Genomic DNA, 24,775 nt, shown 5'->3' with positions numbered 1-24,775 from the left:
GCTTTTTCCTCAATTTGTTAGCGCTAATTATTTTTAAAAAAGTTTTTGGATAACAGTTGTTTTTTCCCGCAAACACTGGTAAAGTAAAGGTAATTATTTTTGTTCGTATCATCTTTAAGAAGAAAGTTTTGAAAGAGTTTTCGTCTTTGAAGTTTGTGTAAGAGCAAGAATAGTGAATTTAAGCGTTAAGATCGCTTTAGGAGGAAATTTCATGTTAGAAGGTAAAGTAAAATGGTTCAACTCTGAAAAAGGTTTCGGATTCATCGAAGTAGAAGGTCAAGACGATGTATTCGTTCACTTCTCTGCTATCCAAGGCGAAGGCTTCAAAACTTTAGAAGAAGGTCAAGCAGTTTCTTTCGAAATCGTTGAAGGTAACCGTGGACCACAAGCTGCTAACGTTAACAAAGCGTAATTTAAGAGCATCTGCTCTTTAGCACTTTATAGAATGAAGGAAAACCGCCCGGCTTCTGCCGGCGGTTTTTTTGTGCTATAAAAAAAGAGAACCTGACGAGAGGTTCTCTTTTTTATTTGTCGTTCTGCTTTAGCTTCTGCAAAGCAGAACGATACATATCATCATTCATTTTAGTTTCTGGCTCTTCTTCTTTGACAGGTGGTTCTGGCTGCTTAAACTTTTGAAGCGCCTGTCTATAGAAATCATCACCAGACACTCGTTCATCCGTTTGAGAAGGCGTTGACGCTTCCTCTTCTACTTCAGGCTCTACAGGTCTCGCCGCAACTTCTGACTCGCTACGGGGCACGTCAGGCTGATTGGGCACATCTTCATTGATCTCTTTCTTCTCGACCGAAGCGTGTCTGACATTGAATGTTACTAATCCGATAATGACTAGAACAGCAGCTACTAACGCTACAATAATCGTCGCCAAAAGAACCCTCTCCTTATCGCTTAAATGACGCAGTGACTGATGCTACACGTCTTCCTAATGCTTTCCCGAGTTCAATGCCTTCTGTCGAAATCACTTCATCAGAATCAATCGGACATGTCACACCTGCTCCATAGTAAGAGCCGTATAAAGCATTTTCTGGCACATTTCCAGGAAGACCAACGACAAGCATCCCTTGGTGGAACATTGGTGTAATCAAATTATGCATCGTCATTTCTAAACCGCCGTGCGTTGTAGCAGTTGTACAGAAAACGGCACCGACTTTATCGATTAGTTTTCCCTCTGCCCATAGGTAGCCAAGACGGTCAATCCATGTCTTTAATCCAGCACTAATGGTCCCAAAGTGACCAGGGCAGCCCCAAATGATCGCATCCATTTGATCCAGCTTGCGAATATCCGCATCTTTCACGTGATCAACGAATACTTCAGCCTGCTCTGTTTCACCTGCGCCTGCTGCAATTGCTTCTGCCAGTGCTTTTGTATGGTTACCTTCACTATCGTATACGACATAAATTTTCATGTACGGTCCCTCCACACTTATCTTGCATCTTGGTTTGCTTCCTTAGGTGCTGGAAGCAGTGTTATTTCTTGTTTTTTATGCTGCTGATCTTTTCGCTTTTTATCCTTACGTACATCACGCAGGAACAAGCTAAGAATGACACCAGCGGCACAGAATAACGTTACCCACATGTAAGCATCATTGATACCCATTACGTTTGAATCAACCTGTGCTTTCGTAAAGAGCTGGGTGGATACATATTTTTGAGCAGCTTCAGCTGTCATGCCCATATGATGCATCACATTCGACACAGCCGCCTGGAATGAATTCATAAAGAATGGGTCCGCTGTATTTGTTTGATCCGCCATATTGGAATAATGGAATGTTGTCCGATTCGTATAAATCGTTGTGATCAAACTCGTACCGATCGAACCGCTTATTTGTCTTAATGTATTAGACATCGCTGTACCATGGCTGTTTAAGTGCTGTGGTAATTGGTTCATCCCAGCTGTCATCACCGGCATCATAAGGAGTGACATACCGAATGCACGCACTGCATACATGAGTACAATGTGACTATATGATGTATCAATGGTCAGCCTTGTAAACTCGAATGTGGTGACAACGGTAATGAGCATCCCCACAATCGCAAGCGGACGAGGTCCAAATTTATCAAACAAAATCCCTGAAATCGGGGACATAATCAGCATCGCAAGTGCCCCCGGAAGCATTAATAGCCCGGATTGCAATGCCGTAAATCCAACGAGGTTCTGCAGATAAATCGGAAGTAAGAACATCCCAGTGTATAAGGCAACTGTAATAATAATATTAATAACACTTGATAATGAGAAAATGCTGTATTTAAACACACGGAAATCAAGCATCGGATTATCAACTTTCAGCTGTTGGAAAATAAAGAGAATGATCGCAATCGCACCAACAATAATCGTCGATAAGACGATCGGATCTGTCCAGCCATCACTTCCGGCTTCACTCACTCCGTATAGAAGCGAAGCAAAACCAACGATGGAAAGAATCGCACCAAGGCCGTCCAGCTTGATCTTTTTAGGCTCTACAATATTTCTAAACATAAAGAAAGCCGCGATAATGACAATTGCTCCGATTGGAACAAGTCCATAAAACATAATACGCCAAGAATAATGTTCAATAATGTAACCAGATAATGTTGGTCCTACCGCTGGAGCAAACATCATTGCAAGACCGAAAATCCCCATTCCTTTCCCTCTGTTTTCAGGAGGGAAAATAAAAAGGATTGTTGTCATCACAAGCGGCTGCAGGATACCGCCGCCGATTGCCTGAATCAAACGACCGATAAGCATCGTTGAAAAGTTCGGCGCAATCCCGCAAATAAAGGTCCCTAGTGTAAACGAGATCATGGCAACTAAGAATAAGCTGCGCTGTCCAAAGCGTGTGATTAAAAACGCAGATAACGGAATCAGCACACCGTTGACAAGCATATAACCTGTTGTAAGCCACTGAATCGTCGTTGCACTCACATTAAATTCAGTCATTAAATGGGGCATGGCTACGTTCAGAAGTGTTTGGTTCAAAATCGCTACGAACAAGCCGGCCATTAAAATGATCAGTAAAGACAAGGAGCCTGCTCCCTGTTTTGTTGCTGCAGGTTGATTTGCCATCTCAGACAACCTCCTTTCATTTTTTGATATCAATCATCATTAAGATGAAATTTTGACAGAAGCATTCATACCAGGAAGTACTTTGTCTGATGGATTTTTAATTGAAATTTTCACTGCTACTTTTTGTGTCACTTTTGTATAGTTACCACTTGAATTTGTTGCTGGCAGCATGCTGAATGTTGAGTTTGTCGCATAACCAATTTGTTCAACTGTTCCTTCAAATGTTGTATCAGGATCACCATCTACGACGATGTCAACTTTGTCGCCTTTTTCAATGTTTTTAATATCTGTTTCTTTGATATTCGCTGTGATGTAAAGCTTGCTTAAATCAATCGTTTCACCAAGAACTGTACCAGGCTGCACTTGTTGATTGTTTTGTACTTCTTTTTTGACTAATGTGCCATCAGCCACTGATTTAATGTTTGTTTTTGTTTCTCCTTCAACTTTTGCAACTGTGCTGTCTTTTTGCACTTCGTCACCTTCATTGATATCCCAGCCTTTGATTTGTCCAGCTGCTGGTGCTGTGATTTGATACATGTCACCTGTCACTTTCGCCTCGTCAGTTTTGACAAAATTTGTGCTTTCGTAGTAGTAATAAGCACCTCCGGCAATAATGGCAAGAATTACAATAAGGCCAATAATGTTCGTTAGCAATAAACGCCCTCTGTTCATGTTTTGTTTCTCCTTTCATGTATAAAAATATAGTGTCATCTGCTTTAGCAAACTTAGAATGCCCATCATCTGACAGAATATGAAGCAAGCTCATAAAACTGTTATATCTCCTTCATCTTCCCCGCATGAATAATGGTGTGCAGCCCATTTATACTTATTGTTCACTCATGAGCAAAGAGTAGAAAAAGAAGAAAAGACGATCGGCATCTTTTTTGAAAAACTTATATTTAACAAGATTAAATATTAATAAATGAAAATTGAAATGTCAAAGAGAAAGTTTTACTTTTTTTCTGGTGATCCCTTCCTTCTCCATACAAAAAACCCTTCAGCCCTTATGCTGAAAGGTTTTTTCAAATGTGCTATTTACGAAAGAACTTCTTCCTGCTGAAAAAATTTTTTTAGGGCGAGAAAAACATCTGATTTTTGCTTCAAAATATAATGCTTAAATTTCTCATCCTGTATATGCTTATATGCTGACATTAATGTAGAATGCCGGTTGTATTGATTCACTTCACCATAACAGAATAAATTGGCTTTTTTCATAATTTCAGAAACAAGCTTTACGCACCGTGCATTGTCTGAGGTCAAATTGTCTCCATCAGAAAAATGAAAAGGATAAATATTATATCGCGATGGCGGATAACGTTCGTCTATGAGCTCTAGTGCTTTTCGATAGACAGAGGAGCAAATCGTCCCCCCGCTCTCGCCGCGCGAGAAGAAATGCTCTTCATCTACAACCTTCGCCTCTGTATGATGGGCAATAAATTCAATATCGACCGTCTCATACTTTGTCCGTAAGAAACGTGTCATCCAAAAGAAAAAACTTCTCGCCATATATTTTTCCCAAAGTCCCATACTTCCGCTCGTATCCATCATTGCCAAAACGACGGCTTTCGACTCTGGTTTGGTCACTTCATTCCACGTCTTATATTTGATATCCTCTGGGTAGATTGGATAAAAGGAAGGACTGCCTGTCATTGCATTTCGTTTAAATGCTGAGAGCATCGTTCGTTTTTTATGAATATTCCCTGTTAACCCGGTTTTGCGAATATCGTTAAACTCAATTTGCTCGACAATAATGTCGTCAAGCTCCTTTTGTTTAAGGTTTGGTAGCTCTAATTCCCGAAACAGCGCTTCCTCAAGATCCATTAATGAGACCTCTGCTTCGTAATAATCCTCTCCAGCCTGATCTCCTGCGCTCTGCCCCTTTCCTTGCCCTTGCTTACTGTCTGATCCATCACGTGCGACAATATCGCCTACCTCGCTATCTCCATCACCTTGACCCACATGCTTATTTTTATCGTAGTTGTACCGAATTTTATATTCATCTAACGAACGAATTGGAATTTTCACAACATCTTTTCCGTTAGACATGATAATGCTTTCTTCTGTGACAAGATCCGGCAAATTGTTTTTAATCGCTTCTTTGACCTTTTTCTGATGACGCTGCTGGTCGTCATAGCCTTTTCGATGGAGGGACCAGTCTTCCTGAGATACAATAAACTGACTTTTTTCTTGCCGGGACATCCATCCCCCTCCTCACCTGTTTGCACAATTCTTATAACCACCGATTCCTTTATCTTATGCTGCTCGTCACCCAAGTTGACGGTCATTTCTAAAAAAGACATTACCGGTGCAGGTGCGCCAATAATGCCTCCTTCCTTTATTAACGATTAAGAAGACTGCCTACATATTTTAAAAGTTCATTTGCACTTGTTGAATTATAGCCATGTTCATCAATTAATCTAGCCACTACTTCATTCACTTTCTTCAGCTGCTGTTCATCCGGTGTCTTCGTTGACGTCGTGATTTTCACCACATCTTTTAAATCAGCAAACAGCTTCTTCTGAATCGCCTCACGCAATCTCTCATGAGAATTATAATCAAAGCGTTTGCCCTTTCTCGCATAAGCCGAAATACGAATCAGAATTTCTTCTCTAAATGCCTTTTTCGCATTTTCAGAAATTCCGATCTGCTCTTCAATTGAACGCATAAGCTTTTCATCAGGATTCATTTCTTCACCGGTTAACGGATCACGCAGCTTGTTTTTGTTGCAATATGCCTCGACATTATCTAAGTAATTATCCATCAGTGTTTTCGCAGACTCCTCATAGGAATACACAAATGCCTTTTGTACTTCCTTCTTGGCAATATCGTCGTACTCTTTTCGCGCAACAGAAATAAAATTCAAATAGCGCTCCCGGTCCTCGCTTGAGATAGACGGATGCTGATCGAGTCCTTCTTTTAACGAACGAAGAACATCCAGCGCATTGATCGACTCCATATTCTTCCGGATAATAGTGGAGGAAATGCGGTTAATCACATATCGCGGATCAATTCCGCTCATCCCTTCATCATGAAATTCCTTTTTCATCTCATCAATATCAGCAGATTGGAAGCCTTCGACACTTTCTCCGTCATACAGACGCATTTTTTTCACCAAATCAATATCAGAACGCTTCGGCTCTTTGAGTCTTGTCAAAATGGAGAACATCGCTGCTACTTTCAGCGTATGCGGGGCAATATGCACATCAGAAACATCACTTTCTGAAATCATTTTATGATAAATGCGTTCCTCCTCTGTCACCTTCAAGTTATAAGGAATCGGCATCACAATAATTCTTGAATGCAAGGCCTCGTTCTTTTTATTTGAAATAAACGACCGGTACTCGGTTTCATTCGTATGAGCAACGATCAATTCATCTGCACTAATCAAGGCAAAACGGCCTGCTTTAAAATTTCCTTCCTGCGTTAATGACAGAAGATGCCATAGAAACTTCTCATCACACTTTAACATCTCCTGAAACTCCATCATCCCTCGGTTTGCTTTATTGAGTTCTCCATCAAAGCGGTAGGCCCTTGGATCTGACTCTGATCCAAATTCAGCAATGGTTGAAAAATCGATGCTTCCTGTTAAATCAGCAATGTCCTGAGATTTCGGATCAGACGGACTAAAGGTACCAATACCGGTCCGTTTATCCTCTGAGAAGAAGATCCGTTCAACCCTTACATCCTCAATTCGTCCGCCATATTCCTCTTCCAGCCTCATCATATTCAGAGGGGACAAATTCCCCTGCACACGAATGCCATACTCTCTATAAAAATCCTCCCGCAGATTTTGCGGAATAAGATGAAGCGGATCTTCATGCATCGGGCAGCCTTTGATCGCATAGACTGCGCCATGATCTGTCAGTGAATATTCCTCTAGTCCTCTTTTCAGCCTAGTAACAAGCGTAGATTTCCCCCCGCTCACTGGTCCCATCAATAACAAAATACGCTTCCTCACATCGAGGCGCTTGGCAGCAGGGTGAAAATATTCCTCCACTAATCTTTCCAATGATTCCTCTAATCCAAAAAGCTCCTGATCAAAAAATTTGTACGTTCTGACCCCATTCTCCTCTTCAATCCCGCTGTCTTTAATCATATGATAAACGCGAGAATGAGCAGATTGAGCGACAAGTGGATTTTCCTTTATAATGTCTAAATACTCGCCAAATGTGCCTTCCCATTTAAGACGCTGCTCTTCTTCTCTGTGCTGTTCAATTTTCTTTAAAATATCCATATGAACCTCCTCTTTCAAGATTGAAGCAAGTAATCAGATACTGTTTTACAATCTATGCGGAGGCGTCCTATTACATGCTTTCGTTCTTCAAAATGACGAATTGGCAAACTGAATTGACAACCATCAGCAAGACCCTTCATAATAAAGGAAAAACAGGAGAAAAATGATCTTCTTCTCCTGCTTTTCAAGGCGAACTTCACATCATATGAAACAGGCAGCGATAGAAACAAAGGGATAAGGGGGAGCTTATATGAGAACGGTCATTATGATGGGCGTCATCATTACGTTTTTAGTATCCATTTTCACAGCTGGCTACGAAGGCAAGCCTGGTAAATGAAAAAAAGGATGTTCCATGAGCGGAACATCCTTTTTTCATTTAGTTCGTTGTTTTTAGCACCTGCTTATTCACTGTGCTTCGATTTTTTCAATATGTCAAAAAATAGACTGAACAAATCATATTTTGTTCCTTATCTCATATAAAAAAAGCCGAGATTGGTATCCCAGCTTTCTTCTTGACCTTATATCAGATCTCGATATTGCTGCTGTCGAAGTGCCTCATACACAAGAATTGCTGCCGTATTCGATAGATTCAGAGAACGAACATGTTCTGTCATCGGTAAACGAAGGCAGCGGTCCATATTCCGCTCGATCAAATCTTTCGGCAATCCACTTGTCTCTCTGCCAAAAACGAAGAAGTAATCTTCATCTAACTGAGAGTAATCAAATGTCGTATGCGGCTTTTGGCCAAATTTTGTGATATAGAAGAATTGTCCCTTCGGATGAGCCTCAAACAATTCATCAAGCGAGTCATGATAGACGACATTGGCATATTTCCAATAATCGAGTCCTGCACGCTTCAGCATTTTATCATCTGTCGAAAAACCAAGCGGACGAATCAGATGAAGGGTTGTATTTGTTGCTGCACATGTACGCGCAATATTTCCAGTATTAGCTGGAATCTCTGGTTGATATAAAACGACATGAAGTCCCAAAAAAGTTCACCTCTAATTTTCTTTTCCGCTCAACATTATACCATTAACTATCCTTCGCGGCATCGTCCAAAATGTGAAAAAACGTATAACGAATAGCTGGTGTATAGGCGGTCGAATCCTCATACGACCAATAACGCATTCGGCTGTCATATGTCTGAGCATTCACAAGAGGCATTCCGCCTTTATCGTGATCGACGACAATGGTTGTATGATTATACCTACCATCTCCCTCAAAATCGTAGCAAATGACATCACCAATTTGAAGCTCCTGCGCTTCCTTGAGTTTCTTTGCTCTTAAACCCGCTTTCGAATTCGCTAAATAATTTTTCATCGAATGAGCCACCGTCCAGCTATAGCTCCACGTGTGCGGCCGCACCCACCAGCCAGATCCGCGGTTCGGATACCCTCTCGTTGGCGCATTCCCTGCCTTCAAGCATTGTGAAATAAAATTTGTGCAGTTATCTTCGAAGTTTTTATAGGCGGGATTTCGTTTATTCCAGTACGTCTCCGCATATTGTACGGCTGCCCGCCGGTCATAGTGAAAGGCTCTCCCAAACTGTTCTTCTGTCTGAAAGCGCTCATCCACCTGCTCTTCCATTTGCCGCTTTTCTAACATTATCCGATCTTTCACAAGCATGTCGTTGTAAAGGAACGCTTCTCTTTTTTCTACTTGTTCCTCTAAATAAAAAGAATCGTCTACATCCTTGCATACATAAGTGAGATGAGCAAGATACTGCACATGCTGAGCCCCATCATCCTGAATCGTTGAATCTAGGAGTGTTGCTTTCGCCTTCGCCTTGACAATCTCCACCTGTCTTCTAGCAAAAAGCTCTTTTTTCCGTTCGACTGCTTCCACATCAGACATGAGCTGCGGCTGTTTGATTGCACTTCCATTTAATAAATAACCAAGCCTGTCTTCTAATGTTTGCTCTAATAATTGTTTCACACAGACACCACCAAACTTTTTTTAAAATCTCTGTTTGGTTCATTCTATGTTCACAGAGATGTTATTTAGTATTTAAAGGTGTCTGTAAAAACTCAATCCCTTTGATGATTTCTTGCTTCGCTTCCTCATCACTTTCCCGCTCAAGGGCTTTTTCCAGCTCTGGGAGCAGCTGCTCATCGCCAATTTTCCCTATTGCCCAAGCAGCCGTGCCTCGAATAACAGGCCTTGGATCCTTGTGCATCAAATCAATCAACACGGGTAAGGCAGATGTATCTTTAAAGTGAGCAAGTGCCAAAATCGCATTTCGCTGAATTGGCTTTTTCCCCCGCCATGAACCTGAAACATGACCGTATTTTTCCTTAAACTCACGATTACTGATCGTAAGAAGCGGCTTTAAGAGCGGCTTCGCAATTTCAGGGTCCGGCTCCATTTCAGGATGCAGGTGAAAGTCCTTCCCTTTATTGATCGGGCAGACAATTTGGCACGTATCACACCCATATAAACGATTTCCTATTTTCGAACGAAACTCGTCAGGCAAAAATCCTTTCGTTTGCGTTAAAAAGGAAATACACCGCTGGGAATTCAGCTGTCCTGGATTTACAAGTGCACCAGTTGGACACGAATCAACACATTTATTACACGTTCCGCACTGGTCTTCAATTTTTTCATCCGGTTCAAATGGGACATTTGTGATCATTTCAGCCAAATACACGTAAGACCCAAACTCTGGCGTGATAATCATACAGTTCTTCGCACTAAAACCTATGCCAGCACGTTCCGCTACTGCACGATCGGACAGCTCCCCTGTATCCACCATTGATTTTGTTCGTATATCGACATGTTTGCTTCGCAAGAATTCCTCGAGCATATCGAGCTTTTTTTTCAGCACAACATGATAGTCTGTTCCCCAAGAAGCACGGCAAAAGATCCCTCTTCTTGCATCCTTTGTACTTCGAGGAGCATCTTTCATTTTGGAAGGATACGCGAGCGCTATCGCAACAATTGATTTGGCCTTCGCAAGCAGCAAAGAAGGGTTTGTTCGTTTTTCGATATCAGGCTCTTCAAAGCCTGACAAATACCCTAACGATTCATGTAAGATGAGGCGGTCTTTTAATGAATCAAATGTATCAGCACTTGCAAATCGGATTTTATCGACACCAATTTCTTTCGCATATTGAATCAATTCTTCTTTTAATTCTCCAACATGAATCACCTTGCAAACCTCCTTTCTTTGTTTCTTCTGTTGTTTTCAGTATAATACGAGTGTATCATGACCGATTGGAGTGAGTCACTGTGAAGATACATATGGAAATATCTCATCCTGACAACCCGTCTATCCATGTTGGACAGATTGAATATTCGCATATTGAAGTTGGCACATCCCCTCAAATGTTAAAAGGCCGGCTCCGCCTGTTTCAAGAATCTTTATTCTTTGAATACGAAGATAAAGTCTTAGAAGAAGTACCAGCAATCAAAGAATGGACGGACCTTTTAAAAGACGTTCCTTTCCTGCCAATTCTTGCTGATATCCAAAAGGAACAATTTATTGACTCGACCAATTCCGTACAGGATTTGTCGATCTTTTTCTCTTTAAAATATTTCTTGCCTATCCTGACATTCGATGCTGATCGCATAGAAGAGCCGCTTTCACTAGCAAAACATGAGAGTGGTTACATTGAATGGCAGGACAACGCAGGACTTAAGGGATTATTTTCTCAACCAAGTAAAGCACACATTTCTCAAGACACAAAAAACATTGTGCAAATCATTCTGTTTCCGCCATCTATTTCCCGGGAAAAGAGTGAAGCTCTCATCCAATCCTTGACGAAGATGTTTGTACAAATACATGGTGGAGAAAGTAAATATGAATTTATTGAAAAAGCACTGTAGCTTGACAGTGCTTTTTCACATTATACTGACATAATAAAAAACGCAACACTTCGTTTATCTAAGAAACGAAATACTGCGTTATTAACAAAAATTATGTATTGGAGCGGGTGATGAGAATCGAACTCACGACATCAGCTTGGAAGGCTGAGGTTTTACCACTAAACTACACCCGCATCAATTTTTCAAAAGCAACGTCATCGCGTTGACCTTTATTATGTTACAACTTCCTAAACAATTCGTCAAGAGAATATGAAGATTTTTCGTCAAAAAACTTCATATTCTCCGTATATATTACGATAATTATTTATCGAGCTGGATATAAAATAAGTAGGCATGTGACTTATTCTTCAGCGCTTGCTTAGGATTTTTCTCAATCTCTTCAAGTATCGGTGAATTTCCGTCTTTCCCCATTGCCGCTGTATACGCAATCAGTGCCTTTCCTCCAGAAGAGACTTTGACAGTTTCAGATTGTGCAGAAAAAACATAGTCACTTACTTTGAACGGAAAGCTTGCTGTTGCTTTCGTCATTCCCTCGTTCTTGTTGTCTGACCACATACTAAATTGTGATTCATATGTATCTTTCTCATGCCTTAATTGTAAGAGCACATTCATCGTTTGGTCGGTTCCATCCTGATGTAAAGTAAAGGTGGCAGATGACGCTTCCTTATTAGCTAATCGGCCATTTTTATAATGACTCCCGCTAAACGTAATACTCTTATCCTTCTTCGTTAATCCTTTTATTGTTAAAGCCACCATTTCATTAGTGGTTGATGCTTCTAGTAAGTTTTTTTCTTTTTTTGTCAGTTTCATTTGTTCGATGGTTACTTGCTTCTTAGTAGCAGACTCCGTGTTTATTGTAGATACCGTCTTCTCGGTTTGCGTGGTTTCTTCGGCCTTCTCACCGCATCCTGCTAATAGAAAAACAGTGAATATAAGAACACTCCATTTTTTTAACATTGAGATCCCCTTTGATGTTTTTTATTTTCTATTATACTAAAATTTGGTTGAACATACAAAAAAAGATTAGGAGAATTCTCCTAACCTTTCGCTTTTTTCTGCTTAATGGCTGATAAGATAGCCACAATGAGAAAACTCGCGACAAAAATCACAATCATATAAATAAAAAAGTTTGGCTTGATTTGAAAAGTAAATGCGGATGAACCTTCCATCTCAAAAGCGAGACTGTTAAATAATAAAGCATCATTCGTTTTTGATTGAAATAAATGATAGAATAATATGCCGATTGTCAGCATCGGAAAGCCTAAAAACCCCAGAAAACCACCAACAATAGCACCTTGTTTCATCGCCTGTACGTTCATGATCGTTGTCCTCCCATTCCCCCAAGCAATAGCTGCTTCATAACGGATTTACCATCCCCCATAAATGGAAGAAGATAGAGTAATTGAATAAAATACGTGATTGAAAAAATAAAGAAACCTGTTGAAATTGGATTTTCTTTTAGACATAATACGGTCACAATGATCCCTGCTGCTCCGATCACACCTGGGACAAGCGGCCCAAGCAGGGTAATCCATACCTGCTTTTTCTGAAACGGATCTAATACGGGTCTCACAAATTTCACAGACATCATATCACTTGCAAAAAAACCTTGTGGACCATCCCGTCCCGCAAATTTCCGATGCGTATAGCCGTGTGCTGCCTCATGTAAGGCCGTTCCCGTAATTAATCCAAAATAAATAATTGTAAAATAAATCGCAATGGCTGCAATCGACCGGTCAGGAATGAATAAAAAAGCGATTCCTGCCATGACCATAAATAGCATCCAGAAAAAGATGATTTTACGCGTCACCATGAGTAATGCTGTCCCAAAAATATGAAGGAACGAGTGACCAGTGCAATCAAATCGTTCCTTCATTTTCACTTGATACTGCTTGAAAAATTGACAGCAGGCTGTCACAATCCGATATGGTGATTGATAATGAATAGACAGTAAGTGGTGCTGATTCAACCCCATTATCAGTTGATAAAAGTCACGAGAAATCACAGACTCATCGACCTGAAACAAATCGGCGAGCTCTGCGGTAATACTCGCTTCTGTCCTTTTGCCATCTACTTTCGTTAACATATGATAGGCACTTTCATTAATCGGGAGTGTGCTTCCATACTGCGTATCCGTGAGATGCCTCTTTTGTAAGGTCACATACGGCGCAAGTGCCGGTACCCGCTCAATCTTTAGCTTATTGTTAAGAAGTTGAATCATGTGAATACCTCCATGAAAAACCTTTGTATATGGCAAAGATGAGCAGACCTTCAAATGCAGCTACAAGCAGCCACTGAAGTGTTTGACTCGACTCCCCTATGACATAGTTTCCAATAAAAACAATCGGAATCATGAGTAAAATAAGTGCTCCAAATGAAAAAATGCCTGTGTAAGGATTGTTCCGATCAAGCGGAAGTAAAATACCTACCACATAAAAGAGCGCAGTGGCATTGCATAAGACAGCGGCCCCAATCAATACGTTCCAAACCTGATCAGGAAGCGTCAGCGTTGTCAGCATGAAGATTGCAATTTGCAGTACACCAACAAGCAAAAGCCCGATAAACTTATACAGAGCCACTTCCCACGATCTTAGACCAAATGTTTTGTACATCCCCAGCATTCGTTTATCATTGCCAAATGAATTGAAGGCGGTTAATCCAGCAAGAGCGCAGAGAACAAAAAATGCTTCTTCTTCAAAACGGAATCCAAATTGATAACGGACGAATAAGATCACAATGAGGAGAATGAGAAAGTTTAAAATGTTTTCTTCATTTCGCACCTGTGATTTCATTTCCTTTACAATAAGTGACCATTTTTTTGAAGAAGAGAACGGCAGTTTGTTTAAGAAGGTTAACGCTTTTTTCTCTGCCATAATCGGCATCATCGCAAGGGAAAGAAATGCACCGCTCGCCGATAAAAGGATAAACAGAATCAAAATTGCATAGTTTACCCCTTCAGGAGACATTCCTTGAGCCGCTAAGAAAAACGGTGCTGTAAAATACATCAAATGATAATCAAACTGTATATATGATTGCTGAATTTGACTGATATCAAAATGCGTCATTCCATACGCTACAACCAGTGCTAATAGAACAAAGATCGCTGCAAATTTTTGCAACGGTAATTTTAATTTCAGAATGACCAAATACGTCATATTATAAATGAGTTGCAAAAGCATTAAGACAAAAAGCGATTGCAAAATCACCATCAAAAAGAACGTAAAGATAAAGAAAATGCCTATTCCCTGTGCAATAAAATTAGGTAAAAGCAGAATACCGATAAAAAATAAAACAAGTCCTGCCACCACTGTCACCATCGGAATAAAGTATCCAAGGCTTTTCTGAAAGGTAGAAAGAGGGAACCAGCTGAGCTGCATAGAAAAACGGTCTTGCTCAGGCGTTCTGACCTTGATCAAAATGAATAACAGGCTAGTAAAGATGGATGCATTGATCGCCATTGACACAACGAGTAATCCTAGTGAACGTTCATCGCCATTTAAGAAAGCCTTCATAAAGACACCCGTAAAACTGTATCCGATGATGGCGCCCATTGTGATGGCAAATAAAAAGAATAAGATCACAATGATCCGCTTCGTCTGAGTATCAAAGAGCTTATACATCTCCTGCTGCCACATTTTAAGCATCATTCTAGAAATGATTAATGATTTCATCAAAATGTGCACCCCTATCACTTAACATTGAAGCTTTCAGAAACACCTGTTCCAATGTGCTTGATTGATACTTCTCTTTTAAGGCTGAGACCGTTCCTTCATCCATTTTATTTCCCTTAGAAATAATGGCGATTTTGTGGCACAGCTCTTCCGCTGAAAGCATATCATGCGTTGAAAGCAAGATCGCACCATGGTGCTCGGCATAACGCTTCATCAGTTTCTTTGTGTTTATAACCGCTTCAATATCAAGTCCTCTAAAGGGCTCATCCATGATCACCAATTGACTATCAAGCATAAAGGCGGCAATCAGCTGTGTCTTTTTTTTCATACCATGTGAATAGGTTTCAATCGGTCTTGATAAAGCCGAGTCCATATCAAACAGTTCAATTAGTTGATTTCTTCTATGAATTGTTTTACATTCATACATAGAAGAAACAAAATCTAAATATTCAGCCCCAGTCAATGCTTCAGGGAGCAGCAGATCATCTGGAACATAGGCTACTTGTTTTTTAAAGGATGGTTCGTCATTTGTGACATCCTGCAACAGAATCGTTCCTTCTGTATGCTTAATGATGCCGAGTATACAGTTAATCATCGTTGTTTTACCAGAACCATTCGGTCCAGCAACAGCAACGATTTGATGAGGGTCGATTTTTAAATGAAAATCATTGACAGCAGTCACGTTATTTTTATACGTCTTGGTTAATTTCTCGATCGTAAACATATAACCTCCAAGTGTCTGCATATTCTTTAAAAACAGATCAGGCTAAACCGCCCGCCACAGACGGTTTAGCCTTGGTGTCATTTCATAGAAGTAAAAAGATGAATCCTAAGTATAGCTACTTACATTCAATTTGGACTTTTAAGCCACTTTCCCACTGAACGGCTCCTGTAAAGCTACCCTTGCCGTTTGCTAAACACCAAACTGCTGCTCCTAGAACAACTGTTGCTCCCAATCCAAGAAGGACAGCAACAAATACTAAGAACCAAGCTTGGTCCATAATAGCAGGTTCCATAGTGGAATAGTCAACTTGCGGCGCTGCATAAGTCATACTTTTCACCTCCCAGCTTATGATGATCGTATCATAGGCTCTACTCTCCAAACATCAACAGAAGATCCCATTTTTGACCGAACATACCTTCGGATAAAATGTGACTTTTTATTCAATTCTTCACTTTTAAGTGCAAGACCCCTATCTTATTAGCTAGATTTTTTCACTCCTTAAGAACCACAAAACCCATATAATGGCAATTAAACCATCTTTTTTCTTCTTTTTTTGAAATAGTCCATTTTTATCAATCCCTTTATATATTCTTTCTTTTTTGTGAAATAGAAAGAATTCCCCCGATATATCAGATAAAAAGGTCCTAATTATATGTCGTTAACACACCATTTATGAAATATTTACTGATAATTCCGATAAAAGAGTGAGTCTATTTCCCTTCTTCTCTTGTCACTTAAAATATGTATATACAAGAAAGTCCATTGGGAAAAAAGCCCTTTCTTTTCTTGAGTAACATCCAACATATGATTCGCTTCTTTTTATGAAAAAACAACTTACAGCATAGACATTCCCATGATTTCACTAGTTGGCAATGATTGATTGCTTTCAAAAAAACTGATCCGTACTCTCTAATGCAACAATCCCTCTTTTCATCTAGCGTATCCACACCCTTCCTCATTGAAATTAAAAAAGCCCATCAACTTTATTTATTATTTTTTCAGATTTATCTAAAAAATGATTGACCAAGCTCGAAACAAGATTTATAGTCTTATTAAATATTTCTTATCAAAGTAGTTGGTTTTATCTAACAAAAGGAGGATACACACATGTCAGAAGAACGTCCATTCCGTTTAGAAACAAAAGCCATTCACGCAGGTCAGGAGCTTGATTCAGCAACCTATTCAAGAGCCGTGCCTATTTACCAAACAAGCTCTTTCGGTTTTAGAGATAGTGAGCATGCGGCGAATTTATTCGGACTGCAGGAACCCGGAAATATTTATTCTCGCATTATGAACCCCACAAATGACGTCTTTGAAAAACGGATCGCCGAGCTTGAGGGCGGCATTGGTGCACTTGCTGTCTCTTCTGGACAAGCAGCGACCACTTATTCTATTTTAAATATTGCAGGAGCTGGTGACGAAATTGTATCCTCCAGCAGCCTTTATGGAGGCACCTACAATCTGTTTGCTCATACGCTTAAAAAGCTCGGCATTACAGTGAAATTTGTCGATTCATCCAACCTTGAAGAACTCGAAGCAGCGATTACAGACAAAACGAAGGCAGTGTATGCAGAGAGTATTGGGAATCCTAAAGGCGACATTCTACATATTGAAGCCATCTCAGCCATTGCACACAAGCACCACATTCCGCTTATTGTGGACAATACGCTCGCAAGCCCATATTTATTAAGACCGATTGAGTTTGGCGCAGACATTGTCGTCCATTCTGCTACAAAATTCATTGGCGGTCATGGTACATCAATTGGCGGTGTCATTGTCGATAGCGGCAAGTTTCCTTGGGCCGACAGTGATAAGTTCAAAGGGCTGACTGAACCAGATCCAAGTTATCACGGCCTGACGTATACCGAAGCAATTGGAGAAGCGGCTTATATCACAAAAGCACGTGTGCAGCTCTTACGGGATTTAGGAGCAGCCTTGTCACCTTTCAACTCATTTTTACTTCTGCAAGGCCTAGAAACTTTGCATCTGCGTCTCGAGCGACATAGTGAAAATGCGTTAAAAACAGCGCAATTCTTACAAGATCACCCTCTTGTAGATTGGGTAAGCTATCCTGGCCTTGAAAGCCATGAATCTTATGAGCTTGCTCAAACCTATTTACCAAAAGGACAAGGCGCCATTCTCACATTCGGTATTAAAGGTGGACGAGAAGCAGGTAAAAAGCTTATTGATTCAGTTAAACTTTTCTCACATCTCGCAAATGTGGGCGATTCTAAATCATTGATCATTCATCCTGCCAGCACAACGCATCAGCAATTAAGTGAAGCAGAACAAAAAGCGACAGGCGTCACACCTGAGCTCATTCGTTTATCTGTTGGAACAGAAGCGATTGAAGACATTATTGCAGATCTTGAACAGGCGATCAAAAAAAGCCAGGCTGAATGAAATAGAAAAAGCACACCTCTGTGTGCTTTTTTATGTTTCATTCATTATTGAGTAGTCGAACGTCTTGGAAAGGATAGAACACAAATGATGTCGTTCCTTGAATATCACTCTTTGTAAAAAGACCTAAGCCATTGCGACTGTCCATTGAGTTTTGACGGTTGTCACCCATGACAAAATACTTGCCTTTTGGAACGGTAAGAGGACCAAAATCAGGTGTCAGCAAGATGCCATCTGCGGCTGCTTTCTTTTTGTTTGACGCTAAGTAAGGCTCTGCCACCTTTTGACCATTGACATACAGCTGGTCATTTTTCATTTCAATTTTATCACCAGGTAAACCAATCAACCGTTTAACATAATGAGTACTGCGGTCTTCCCCATCAAGAACAATGATCTGTCCCCGCTTATAATCACCGAAATAATCAACCGTCTTATTCACAAAAACCCGCTCTGTATTATGCAATGTTGGATCCATAGAGGTCCCTTTTACAATATACGGTGCGAATAAAAAGTTACGAATGATAAAAACGGCAATGAATGCGATTAAGATCGCTTTGAGCCAGCCCCATACTTCTGATTTCTTTTTTTGTGTTTTTGTATTTGTTGTCATAAGCTCCTCCTGAAATCCCCTAGGACGAAATGAGTTCCGCTAGCTGCACGCCAGCATCACGCTTGTATCACCCTAAATATAAACATAATTTGCCAACAAATCAAGCGATGAGAGAGAAAAAGGCAAGCACCCTTCTGTGCTTGCCCAAAACTCAGTTACTTAGTAGAAGAATCCTCTTCTTTTTCTTTTGATTTACCATAGAAATAATCAGATGGATTCACTGGTTTAAAATCAGACAGCTTATGGAATCGAAGAAGATCCCTATAAAGCACTTTATCTGAAAGGCTTAACTGATTATCGACACGGGCTTTAATCGCCTCTGTCTTTTTATTTTGTTTCACAACTTTACCTGTTTTTGTATCATAGACAGTGTTATCTACAAGTGTATATTTTGGTGTCACATAGTTTCCGTTACGGAATGCAACAGTTTGATCATGTTTCTTAGAGAATAGATCTGTTCCAAAATTCACATACTCATTTGAATCAATACCTTGTAAGTGAAGAAGCGTAGGCATCACGTCTACTTCACCACCATACGTATGGTTCACGCCGCCCTGTTTGCCAGGAATACGAATCATGAGTGGTACACGCTGGTTTTGAGCATTTTGATAAGGTGTAATTTCTTTCCCTTGAATTTCGCTCATTGCACGGTTATGGTTTTCAGAAATACCGTTGTGATCACCATATAATAAAATGACAGAGTCTTTATACATACCTGATTTTTTCAAGTCTTTAAAGAATTGCTCTAATGACTCATCTAGATACCTTGCTGTTTGGAAGTAGTTATCTACTGTTTTGTCACCAGTTGTTGCCTTAGCAATCGTCGCATCTTTTTCATCTAAATTAAATGGATAGTGATTAGTCAATGTCATTAAATGTGCATAAAATGGCTTTTTCATTGATTCTAGCATCGGGATTGATTCTTTGAAGAATGGTTTATCCTTCAGACCCATATTCACAAGATTTTCTTCATCCATGTTGTAATGTGAAGCATCGAAGAATTGATCATATCCCATATGTTTATAAATCGTGTCACGGTTCCAGAAAGATTTATAGTCGCCATGAAGCACTGCGCTCGTATAGCCTGCTTTTTGATCTAGGATAGCAGGGAGTGATTGGTAAGTATTTTCACCTTTTGTCACAAACGCTGCTCCCTCTGGCAAGCCGAACATACTATTATCCATCATCAGTTCAGCATCAGCTGTCTTTCCTTGACCTGTCTGATGGAAGAAGTTATCGAAATACGTAAAGTCCTCTTTCCCATGAGCCAGCTTGTTTAAAAACGGTGTCACTTCTTCTCCATTTAGTTTGTAGTCAATTAAGAAAGACTGGAAGCTTTCTAAATGGATTTTAATGATGTTTTTCCCTTTTGCTTTACCGAAATACTCTGCGTTTGGCTTCGCATAGTGAGAAGCTGTATAGTTTACAACATCCGTTAAATCTTCACTGCTCGCATTTGCTACCTGTGTTGCATTTTGTGCTGATTGTACCCCGTCATAAATCGTATAATTATAAACACCTAAATATTTGACAACATACTTATGATCAAATGTTCTTGTTAATAATTCTGGACGGTCTTTTTCAGCTAAATGAAGGTTTACAAAGAACAGTCCTACACCTGCAGCCACAATTAACAGTGCAAATGTCTTTTTCATTTGGAATTTCTTCACTTCTGGTCTCCAGATCACAATCGCAATCAAGATAATGATATCAAGGAAATATAAAAGGTCATGTGGCTTAATACTAGATAACACACCGCCAGTCATGCCTCCTCCAAGATTGCCTGCTTGCTTCATTGTGGAGAAAGTCAAAAAGTCATCAAAGAAACGGTAGTACGCTACATTCGCATATAAAAGTGCGGTCATAATAAAGTCAATCACAATTAATACTATGGCAGATTTACGACCCTTCAAAAAGAGAGCCAGTCCCAAAAACACAATGGCTGAACTAAATGGATTTAATAAGAGAAGACCCTCTTGAAAAGAACCTTTCACTCCTAAATTAAAGTCCATTTTGTAGGCTGCATACGATTTCGCCCAAAATAAAAGGACAGCCAATACAAAAAAGCTATATTTGTTCGCAAATATTTTTTTCATAAAACCTCTTCTTTCTTATTATCGTTCTGATATAAATGAAATCATAAAAAATTTACATTGATTTTGCAAATGTAAATCTTCTTCACCAAGCATTCCCGATGCTCTGTTTCCGCCGGATATGTGTGCTCCGTTAATATAACGTATGAGAAGCATCATAGGTTTCAAAAAAAATACGAGTAAATAAAAGGAAAAATATCCATTTACATTTCATTTACACACACTTTGCAATTCAATAGATGAAGAAGGGTTTGTAAATCACTCAGTACTACTTTACTTTTTTCATCTATTCGTGTCAAAGTAATTATAAAGAAAAGGAAGAATCACCTAGGCTTTTCGACTCATTTACCAAAATATATACAAAATTCGATACATAACATATTCGTATTTATTGTGACTCAACCTCCAATCATCCATGTATTTTCTCTCCTTCTGACAATCTAAAAAAGTTTTAAGCAAAAAAAGCTTGATTTCTCCTCCTCATGTGCGGTGTGATAAAGATATAGATTTTCAACAAATCAGGCTGGAGGACATCACATGAAACATAACAAACAAATTAACGCATTTAAAAAACGATTTTCAGAAGAAATAGATCACATCATTGCTGTCACAGGACCTTCAGGAGTAGGTGCAGGAAAAGCCGGACAGGAAGCTCTTTGGACCGCTTCTATTCCACTGATTGCATGGAAAGATAAAGACCTCATCACAACAGAAAACATAAGACTCTGCTGGTTAACAGATGAAGAGGGATTAAGGGAAAAGCAGGCACAATTACATAAAGAATCAATCGTGTCACTTCAGGTCCGAAAAGGTGAAGGTGAGTTCATGCTTGTATCACTCATCGATACAGATACACAGGATGAAGAGCTGCAAGAGATACTAGAAGAAGCCCAAAAACCTGTCTTTTATCATGATGACCTGCTGGGCACCTTTGAATTAGTGAAAGGACTAGACTTATTTGAAACAACGATCCAGTGGAGTAATCAAGAATGCCTGCTCTACTTCAACCTCGAAGAAGATGAAAAAGTAAACGACTCTCTTCGAACCGCTAGACAACTCATGAAAGAGAAGACCACATGGGATGCTTCTATTAAATCATTTGCAGCAAATCAGCTGCTTGAATTAGCTAAAGACTGGCAGGAGCAAGATGACTCCGCTGAAACACAAGAAGAGCTTACGCTGGATCACTTTATAAGCCGCATCTCACTTGAAAGTCTGCATGCTTACCCAGATGGAGAGTTTGAAGTCTACTGTCATGACGGTGATTTATTTTGGGGACATGTCATCATTGTCTCAGGCAATATCAATGGCACGTTTCAAGATGCCCACATTGCAGGCTAAAGATTGGCGGGATAAATAATGGAGATCAAGGCTTTTCATGAATTAAAGCAAATTGGAAAAACACCCGTCGTGGCTAAGATTGGCGGCTTTCGTCCTGATCCAGCAACACACAGCTGGTTTGCCGGTCATTTCTTCATCCACCCCGATCAAGGCTGGCCCATAGATCAAGATGGCGTCATGATTCCGATCTTACAAATTTATTTACCTGAAGTGCCAGGAGGATTGAACGAATTCAATGAATGTAAAATGATTCAAATCTTTCTCAACCAGAAAGCACTTCCGATGGATATTACCAAAAACGGCGAGTGCTGGAAGCTCATTGAATATGCAGATATGGAAGGATTAGAAGTAGTTGAAACTCCTGAAGAAGTGAGAGGACTCAAACCCTTTCAAATCCAATGGAAGGAAAGTGAGCAAGAAGACTACCCTTGCTGGGAAGAAGCGTGGTCATACGTCGATTTATCAGAAGTAAATGAAAGTGATGAAGCGACAGAACACTTCTTTGATCAATACACCAATTATTCGTTCACAAAAATCGGTGGATATGGGGCGTATATTCAATCTCCACCCCATCAACAACAAGGCGAATTCATGCTGCAAATCGCCTCAGAAGAAAAAACTCGGTTCATGATTGGTGATAATGGCACGATGTATTTCTATTACGACAAAGACACAAAAGAATGGTTTATGCATTGGGATTGTTTTTAAAGTTTTATTGAATGAAACCTTTCCTCCTTCTAAGCGTAGGAAATAATATGGAAGGAGGAACCAACATGGGATTCATTTTCGATATCTTTTCACTTGCTGTATATATCCCTTTTCTACAGGTAGATGAAGAGGATATCTCTAGAAACGCAGCCCATCTCAAAAAACATAGCTGGTTTCATGAGTTATTAAATGATCCAGCTTACAGGCATCTTATCATTTATCATCCAGATGTCCGCCAAGTCATTGGCAGATGTAACACAGATAAACTTCATCAGAAGCGATACAACTTAAAATGCGAACGTAAAGTGCTGAAAGCATTACGTCGTGCCAAGTAAATGGACAAAAGGGCCTTGCTTTCCTATGGCTCTTTTCATCGTTCTCTAAGAAAACATTTGACGCCTGGACAACTCTCCCCGTATATTATGTATAAATCCATCTTTTTCATAGAAAAGGGGGCTTTACATGCGCTTGTTTAAGTACTGGAGAAAAAAGCAGCCTAAACAACAGATCATCTCAGAAATGAAAGAAGACAGCATCCCAATCAACTTCTCCACACTTCCCTTTGGTACAGACACAGTAGATGATTTTTTGTTCAACTTAGACCTCACCTCGAAGCTCACAGATCCCTATAAAGAAACAGATCCGAACAAATGAACCTATCCTCATCCAATCCTGGATGATTTTTTTATACTCGATGAAAGGTGTGTCACATGAAAACATATTATATCGTCAGACACTGCCAAGCAACTGAACAATCCGAGGATGCGTATTTAACGCCACAAGGCATCGCACAATCTCATGCACTAGCACAGTTCTTTTCCGGCATTCACCTCAATAAGATCATCTCAAGTCCCTATAAGCGAGCGATCCAAACCATTGAGCCTCTTGCTCATGCAAAACAACTCGAGGTACAAATTGATCAGCGTCTCTCTGAACGTGTGTTAAGCAGCAAACCAATGGACGATTGGTATGAGAAACTAAAGCTCAGTTTTACGGACTTGCATATGACCTGTGAAGGCGGAGAATCGAGCCAAGAAGCGATGAATCGTATTGTAGAGGCACTCTATGAACAAATAAAATTAGGAAAAAATCATACTCTATTCGTCACACATGGCAATCTTATGAGCCTGCTTCTTAAACATGCCGATCCCACGATTGGATTCAAAGAGTGGGAGAAGCTAAGTAATCCAGATGTCTATGTCCTGAAATATTTCAAACCAGATCATATAGAAATAGAGCGTATATGGCATAAATAAACGGCAGAATGAATTCTGCCGTTTCCTCATCTATTGTTAATAATAAAAAGCCTCTACCCACTCATACGGCTTCTTACGCTCCGCACACCATTTCATGAATCCTCTTGTCTCCGTTTGCTGAAATTTCTTCCAGTCCGATAAAAGCTGATCATAATAGGCTGCTTGTTTTTCAACATTGGTACGAATCCTTTTATCTTCGATCAGCATCATGACATCTTCAATGCCTTGAATTCGCTCTTGATCTTTCTCATAGGTGCTTAAATAAAGATCTTCATGTATATGATGAAACGAATACCACAAAGCCGATAAATAGGTTTCGCAAATTTGTACAATGACACGCTGCTCCTTGCTACCTCCAAGCTCTAGTGCCTTCAATAAATAGGGCAGCCCTTCTCCCTGATGCACAAACAAGCCCTGCCAGCGATACTGTCTCACATCCATAGGATCAACCTTCTCCCACTCTTGCATAACAGGCTGAATCACCCCAATGATCAATGGATACACAAGCAAATGATGACCATCCTCAAACCGTTCAATCTTTTCAAACAGCCAAGCAACAAATGAACGCCGTGCTGCAAATTCGCTCTCCTTCATTTCTTCAACAAAAAACCGAAGAACCTTTAACGCATCTTTACGCAGACCCTGTTCTTTCTTCACACAGTACTGTCTAAAAAGCGGATAATCATGTGATCCCTCGTCTTCAATGATGGTCTGTAATATCGTCTTCATTTGCAAGTTAACAACTCCACCTTTTTACATTCTTTCTATTTCTCATTTATCTTTGAATCATAAACCTGATTCCTTAACACTGATTCACCCATTCTAAATAACGCCTTTGAATCACTTTTTTG

Annotated in this window: 26 protein-coding genes and 1 tRNA gene; 8 read left to right on the top strand and 19 right to left on the bottom strand. The window is 40.0% G+C overall.

The genetic code is table 11. The annotated features are described in order from the left end of the window. The first annotated feature begins 211 nt into the window (after nt 1-211). Nucleotides 212-412 carry a cold shock-like protein CspB gene (gene cspB / locus MHH41_RS04580; RefSeq protein WP_003212277.1) on the top strand — a complete coding sequence of 67 codons (201 nt, stop codon included), beginning with the start codon at nt 212-214 and terminating at the stop codon, nt 410-412. A gap of 112 nt (nt 413-524) precedes the next feature. Here cspB and MHH41_RS04575 read toward each other — a convergent pair whose 3' ends face one another. The 9 genes from MHH41_RS04575 to queG form a co-directional block, all read right to left on the bottom strand. After that, a complete protein-coding gene (locus tag MHH41_RS04575) occupies nt 525-884 on the bottom strand; it encodes a hypothetical protein (protein WP_340865783.1) in 360 nt (119 codons plus the stop codon). Nucleotides 885-897: 13 nt separating this feature from the next. After that, entirely contained in the window at nt 898-1,422 is a 525-nt protein-coding gene (locus tag MHH41_RS04570) for a flavodoxin family protein (protein WP_003210946.1), read from the bottom strand. A 17-nt stretch (nt 1,423-1,439) separates the two neighbouring features. Beyond that, complete coding sequence (locus MHH41_RS04565; RefSeq protein ID WP_050945441.1) at nt 1,440-3,059, bottom strand: DHA2 family efflux MFS transporter permease subunit; 1,620 nt, start codon at nt 3,057-3,059, stop codon at nt 1,440-1,442. Nucleotides 3,060-3,098: 39 nt separating this feature from the next. Next, nucleotides 3,099-3,731, bottom strand: a complete 633-nt coding sequence (locus MHH41_RS04560; protein ID WP_003211200.1) for an HlyD family efflux transporter periplasmic adaptor subunit — start codon at nt 3,729-3,731, stop codon at nt 3,099-3,101. A 363-nt stretch (nt 3,732-4,094) separates the two neighbouring features. Next, complete coding sequence (yhbH, locus tag MHH41_RS04555; RefSeq protein ID WP_003211440.1) at nt 4,095-5,258, bottom strand: sporulation protein YhbH; 1,164 nt, start codon at nt 5,256-5,258, stop codon at nt 4,095-4,097. Nucleotides 5,259-5,397: 139 nt separating this feature from the next. Next, entirely contained in the window at nt 5,398-7,293 is a 1,896-nt protein-coding gene (locus MHH41_RS04550) for a PrkA family serine protein kinase (RefSeq protein ID WP_003211752.1), read from the bottom strand. A 518-nt stretch (nt 7,294-7,811) separates the two neighbouring features. Continuing rightward, on the bottom strand, nt 7,812-8,285 hold the full coding sequence (trmL, locus tag MHH41_RS04545) for a tRNA (uridine(34)/cytosine(34)/5-carboxymethylaminomethyluridine(34)-2'-O)-methyltransferase TrmL (protein WP_003211950.1): 474 nt from the start codon (nt 8,283-8,285) through the stop codon (nt 7,812-7,814). A 43-nt stretch (nt 8,286-8,328) separates the two neighbouring features. Next, on the bottom strand, nt 8,329-9,231 hold the full coding sequence (locus tag MHH41_RS04540) for an amidase domain-containing protein (RefSeq protein WP_137054864.1): 903 nt from the start codon (nt 9,229-9,231) through the stop codon (nt 8,329-8,331). A gap of 61 nt (nt 9,232-9,292) precedes the next feature. After that, nucleotides 9,293-10,441 carry a tRNA epoxyqueuosine(34) reductase QueG gene (queG, locus tag MHH41_RS04535; RefSeq protein ID WP_340866664.1) on the bottom strand — a complete coding sequence of 383 codons (1,149 nt, stop codon included), beginning with the start codon at nt 10,439-10,441 and terminating at the stop codon, nt 9,293-9,295. 83 nt (nt 10,442-10,524) lie between these two features. On the opposite strand from queG, the gene MHH41_RS04530 reads away from it, so the two are divergent. Beyond that, nucleotides 10,525-11,121 (top strand): hypothetical protein, encoded by a 597-nt coding sequence (locus MHH41_RS04530; protein ID WP_226804835.1) that lies wholly within the window; start codon nt 10,525-10,527, stop codon nt 11,119-11,121. Nucleotides 11,122-11,220: 99 nt separating this feature from the next. Here MHH41_RS04530 and MHH41_RS04525 read toward each other — a convergent pair. The 7 genes from MHH41_RS04525 to MHH41_RS04495 all read right to left on the bottom strand — a co-directional run bounded on the left by MHH41_RS04525 (nt 11,221) and on the right by MHH41_RS04495 (nt 15,844). Beyond that, a tRNA-Gly gene (locus MHH41_RS04525) sits at nt 11,221-11,294 on the bottom strand. Between the two features lie 127 nt (nt 11,295-11,421). Next, complete coding sequence (locus MHH41_RS04520; RefSeq protein ID WP_340865782.1) at nt 11,422-12,078, bottom strand: hypothetical protein; 657 nt, start codon at nt 12,076-12,078, stop codon at nt 11,422-11,424. A gap of 80 nt (nt 12,079-12,158) precedes the next feature. Then, complete coding sequence (locus tag MHH41_RS04515) at nt 12,159-12,440, bottom strand: hypothetical protein (protein WP_340865780.1); 282 nt, start codon at nt 12,438-12,440, stop codon at nt 12,159-12,161. Then, on the bottom strand, nt 12,437-13,342 hold the full coding sequence (locus MHH41_RS04510) for a PqqD family protein (RefSeq protein ID WP_340865779.1): 906 nt from the start codon (nt 13,340-13,342) through the stop codon (nt 12,437-12,439). Before MHH41_RS04510 ends, MHH41_RS04515 begins: the two co-directional genes overlap by 4 nt. Then, nucleotides 13,326-14,792 carry a hypothetical protein gene (locus MHH41_RS04505; RefSeq protein WP_340865777.1) on the bottom strand — a complete coding sequence of 489 codons (1,467 nt, stop codon included), beginning with the start codon at nt 14,790-14,792 and terminating at the stop codon, nt 13,326-13,328. The genes MHH41_RS04510 and MHH41_RS04505 overlap by 17 nt, the downstream gene beginning before the upstream one ends. Beyond that, the gene (locus tag MHH41_RS04500; RefSeq protein ID WP_050945447.1) at nt 14,770-15,516 is read right to left on the bottom strand and encodes an ABC transporter ATP-binding protein; all 747 of its coding nucleotides are present in this window, start codon (nt 15,514-15,516) and stop codon (nt 14,770-14,772) included. The genes MHH41_RS04505 and MHH41_RS04500 overlap by 23 nt, the downstream gene beginning before the upstream one ends. 115 nt (nt 15,517-15,631) lie before the next feature. Beyond that, entirely contained in the window at nt 15,632-15,844 is a 213-nt protein-coding gene (locus MHH41_RS04495) for a hypothetical protein (RefSeq protein ID WP_003211695.1), read from the bottom strand. 779 nt (nt 15,845-16,623) lie between these two features. Between MHH41_RS04495 and MHH41_RS04490 the strand changes: the two genes are divergently transcribed. Then, nucleotides 16,624-17,919, top strand: coding sequence for a homocysteine synthase (locus tag MHH41_RS04490; protein ID WP_003211883.1), 1,296 nt, complete (start codon nt 16,624-16,626; stop codon nt 17,917-17,919). Between the two features lie 37 nt (nt 17,920-17,956). Here MHH41_RS04490 and lepB read toward each other — a convergent pair whose 3' ends face one another. Together lepB and MHH41_RS04480 are read right to left on the bottom strand one after the other, a co-directional pair. Then, nucleotides 17,957-18,526, bottom strand: a complete 570-nt coding sequence (lepB, locus tag MHH41_RS04485) for a signal peptidase I (protein ID WP_003211638.1) — start codon at nt 18,524-18,526, stop codon at nt 17,957-17,959. A gap of 155 nt (nt 18,527-18,681) precedes the next feature. Then, nucleotides 18,682-20,622 (bottom strand): LTA synthase family protein, encoded by a 1,941-nt coding sequence (locus tag MHH41_RS04480; protein WP_003210978.1) that lies wholly within the window; start codon nt 20,620-20,622, stop codon nt 18,682-18,684. A 534-nt stretch (nt 20,623-21,156) separates the two neighbouring features. Here MHH41_RS04480 and MHH41_RS04475 point away from each other — a divergent pair. The 5 genes from MHH41_RS04475 to MHH41_RS04455 all read left to right on the top strand — a co-directional run bounded on the left by MHH41_RS04475 (nt 21,157) and on the right by MHH41_RS04455 (nt 23,924). Beyond that, the gene (locus MHH41_RS04475) at nt 21,157-21,960 is read left to right on the top strand and encodes a DUF2262 domain-containing protein (RefSeq protein WP_340865776.1); all 804 of its coding nucleotides are present in this window, start codon (nt 21,157-21,159) and stop codon (nt 21,958-21,960) included. Between the two features lie 18 nt (nt 21,961-21,978). Beyond that, nucleotides 21,979-22,668 (top strand): DUF1963 domain-containing protein, encoded by a 690-nt coding sequence (locus tag MHH41_RS04470; protein ID WP_340865774.1) that lies wholly within the window; start codon nt 21,979-21,981, stop codon nt 22,666-22,668. Between the two features lie 65 nt (nt 22,669-22,733). Next, entirely contained in the window at nt 22,734-23,003 is a 270-nt protein-coding gene (locus MHH41_RS04465; protein WP_113386887.1) for a hypothetical protein, read from the top strand. Nucleotides 23,004-23,130: 127 nt separating this feature from the next. After that, the gene (locus MHH41_RS04460; RefSeq protein ID WP_003212265.1) at nt 23,131-23,322 is read left to right on the top strand and encodes a hypothetical protein; all 192 of its coding nucleotides are present in this window, start codon (nt 23,131-23,133) and stop codon (nt 23,320-23,322) included. A gap of 56 nt (nt 23,323-23,378) precedes the next feature. Continuing rightward, nucleotides 23,379-23,924 carry a histidine phosphatase family protein gene (locus MHH41_RS04455; RefSeq protein ID WP_137054870.1) on the top strand — a complete coding sequence of 182 codons (546 nt, stop codon included), beginning with the start codon at nt 23,379-23,381 and terminating at the stop codon, nt 23,922-23,924. 36 nt (nt 23,925-23,960) lie between these two features. Here the strand turns inward: MHH41_RS04455 and MHH41_RS04450 are convergent, their stop codons facing one another. Beyond that, nucleotides 23,961-24,659, bottom strand: a complete 699-nt coding sequence (locus MHH41_RS04450; RefSeq protein WP_212046136.1) for a hypothetical protein — start codon at nt 24,657-24,659, stop codon at nt 23,961-23,963. Nucleotides 24,660-24,775 lie beyond the last annotated feature (116 nt).

Origin of the sequence: Bacillus sp. FSL K6-1145 (assembly GCF_038003425.1) — a bacterium.
GTDB lineage: Bacteria > Bacillota > Bacilli > Bacillales > Bacillaceae > Bacillus > Bacillus pumilus.
The sequence above is the reverse complement of the archived record's forward strand: the minus strand, read 5'-3'. Positions and strand labels throughout refer to the sequence as shown.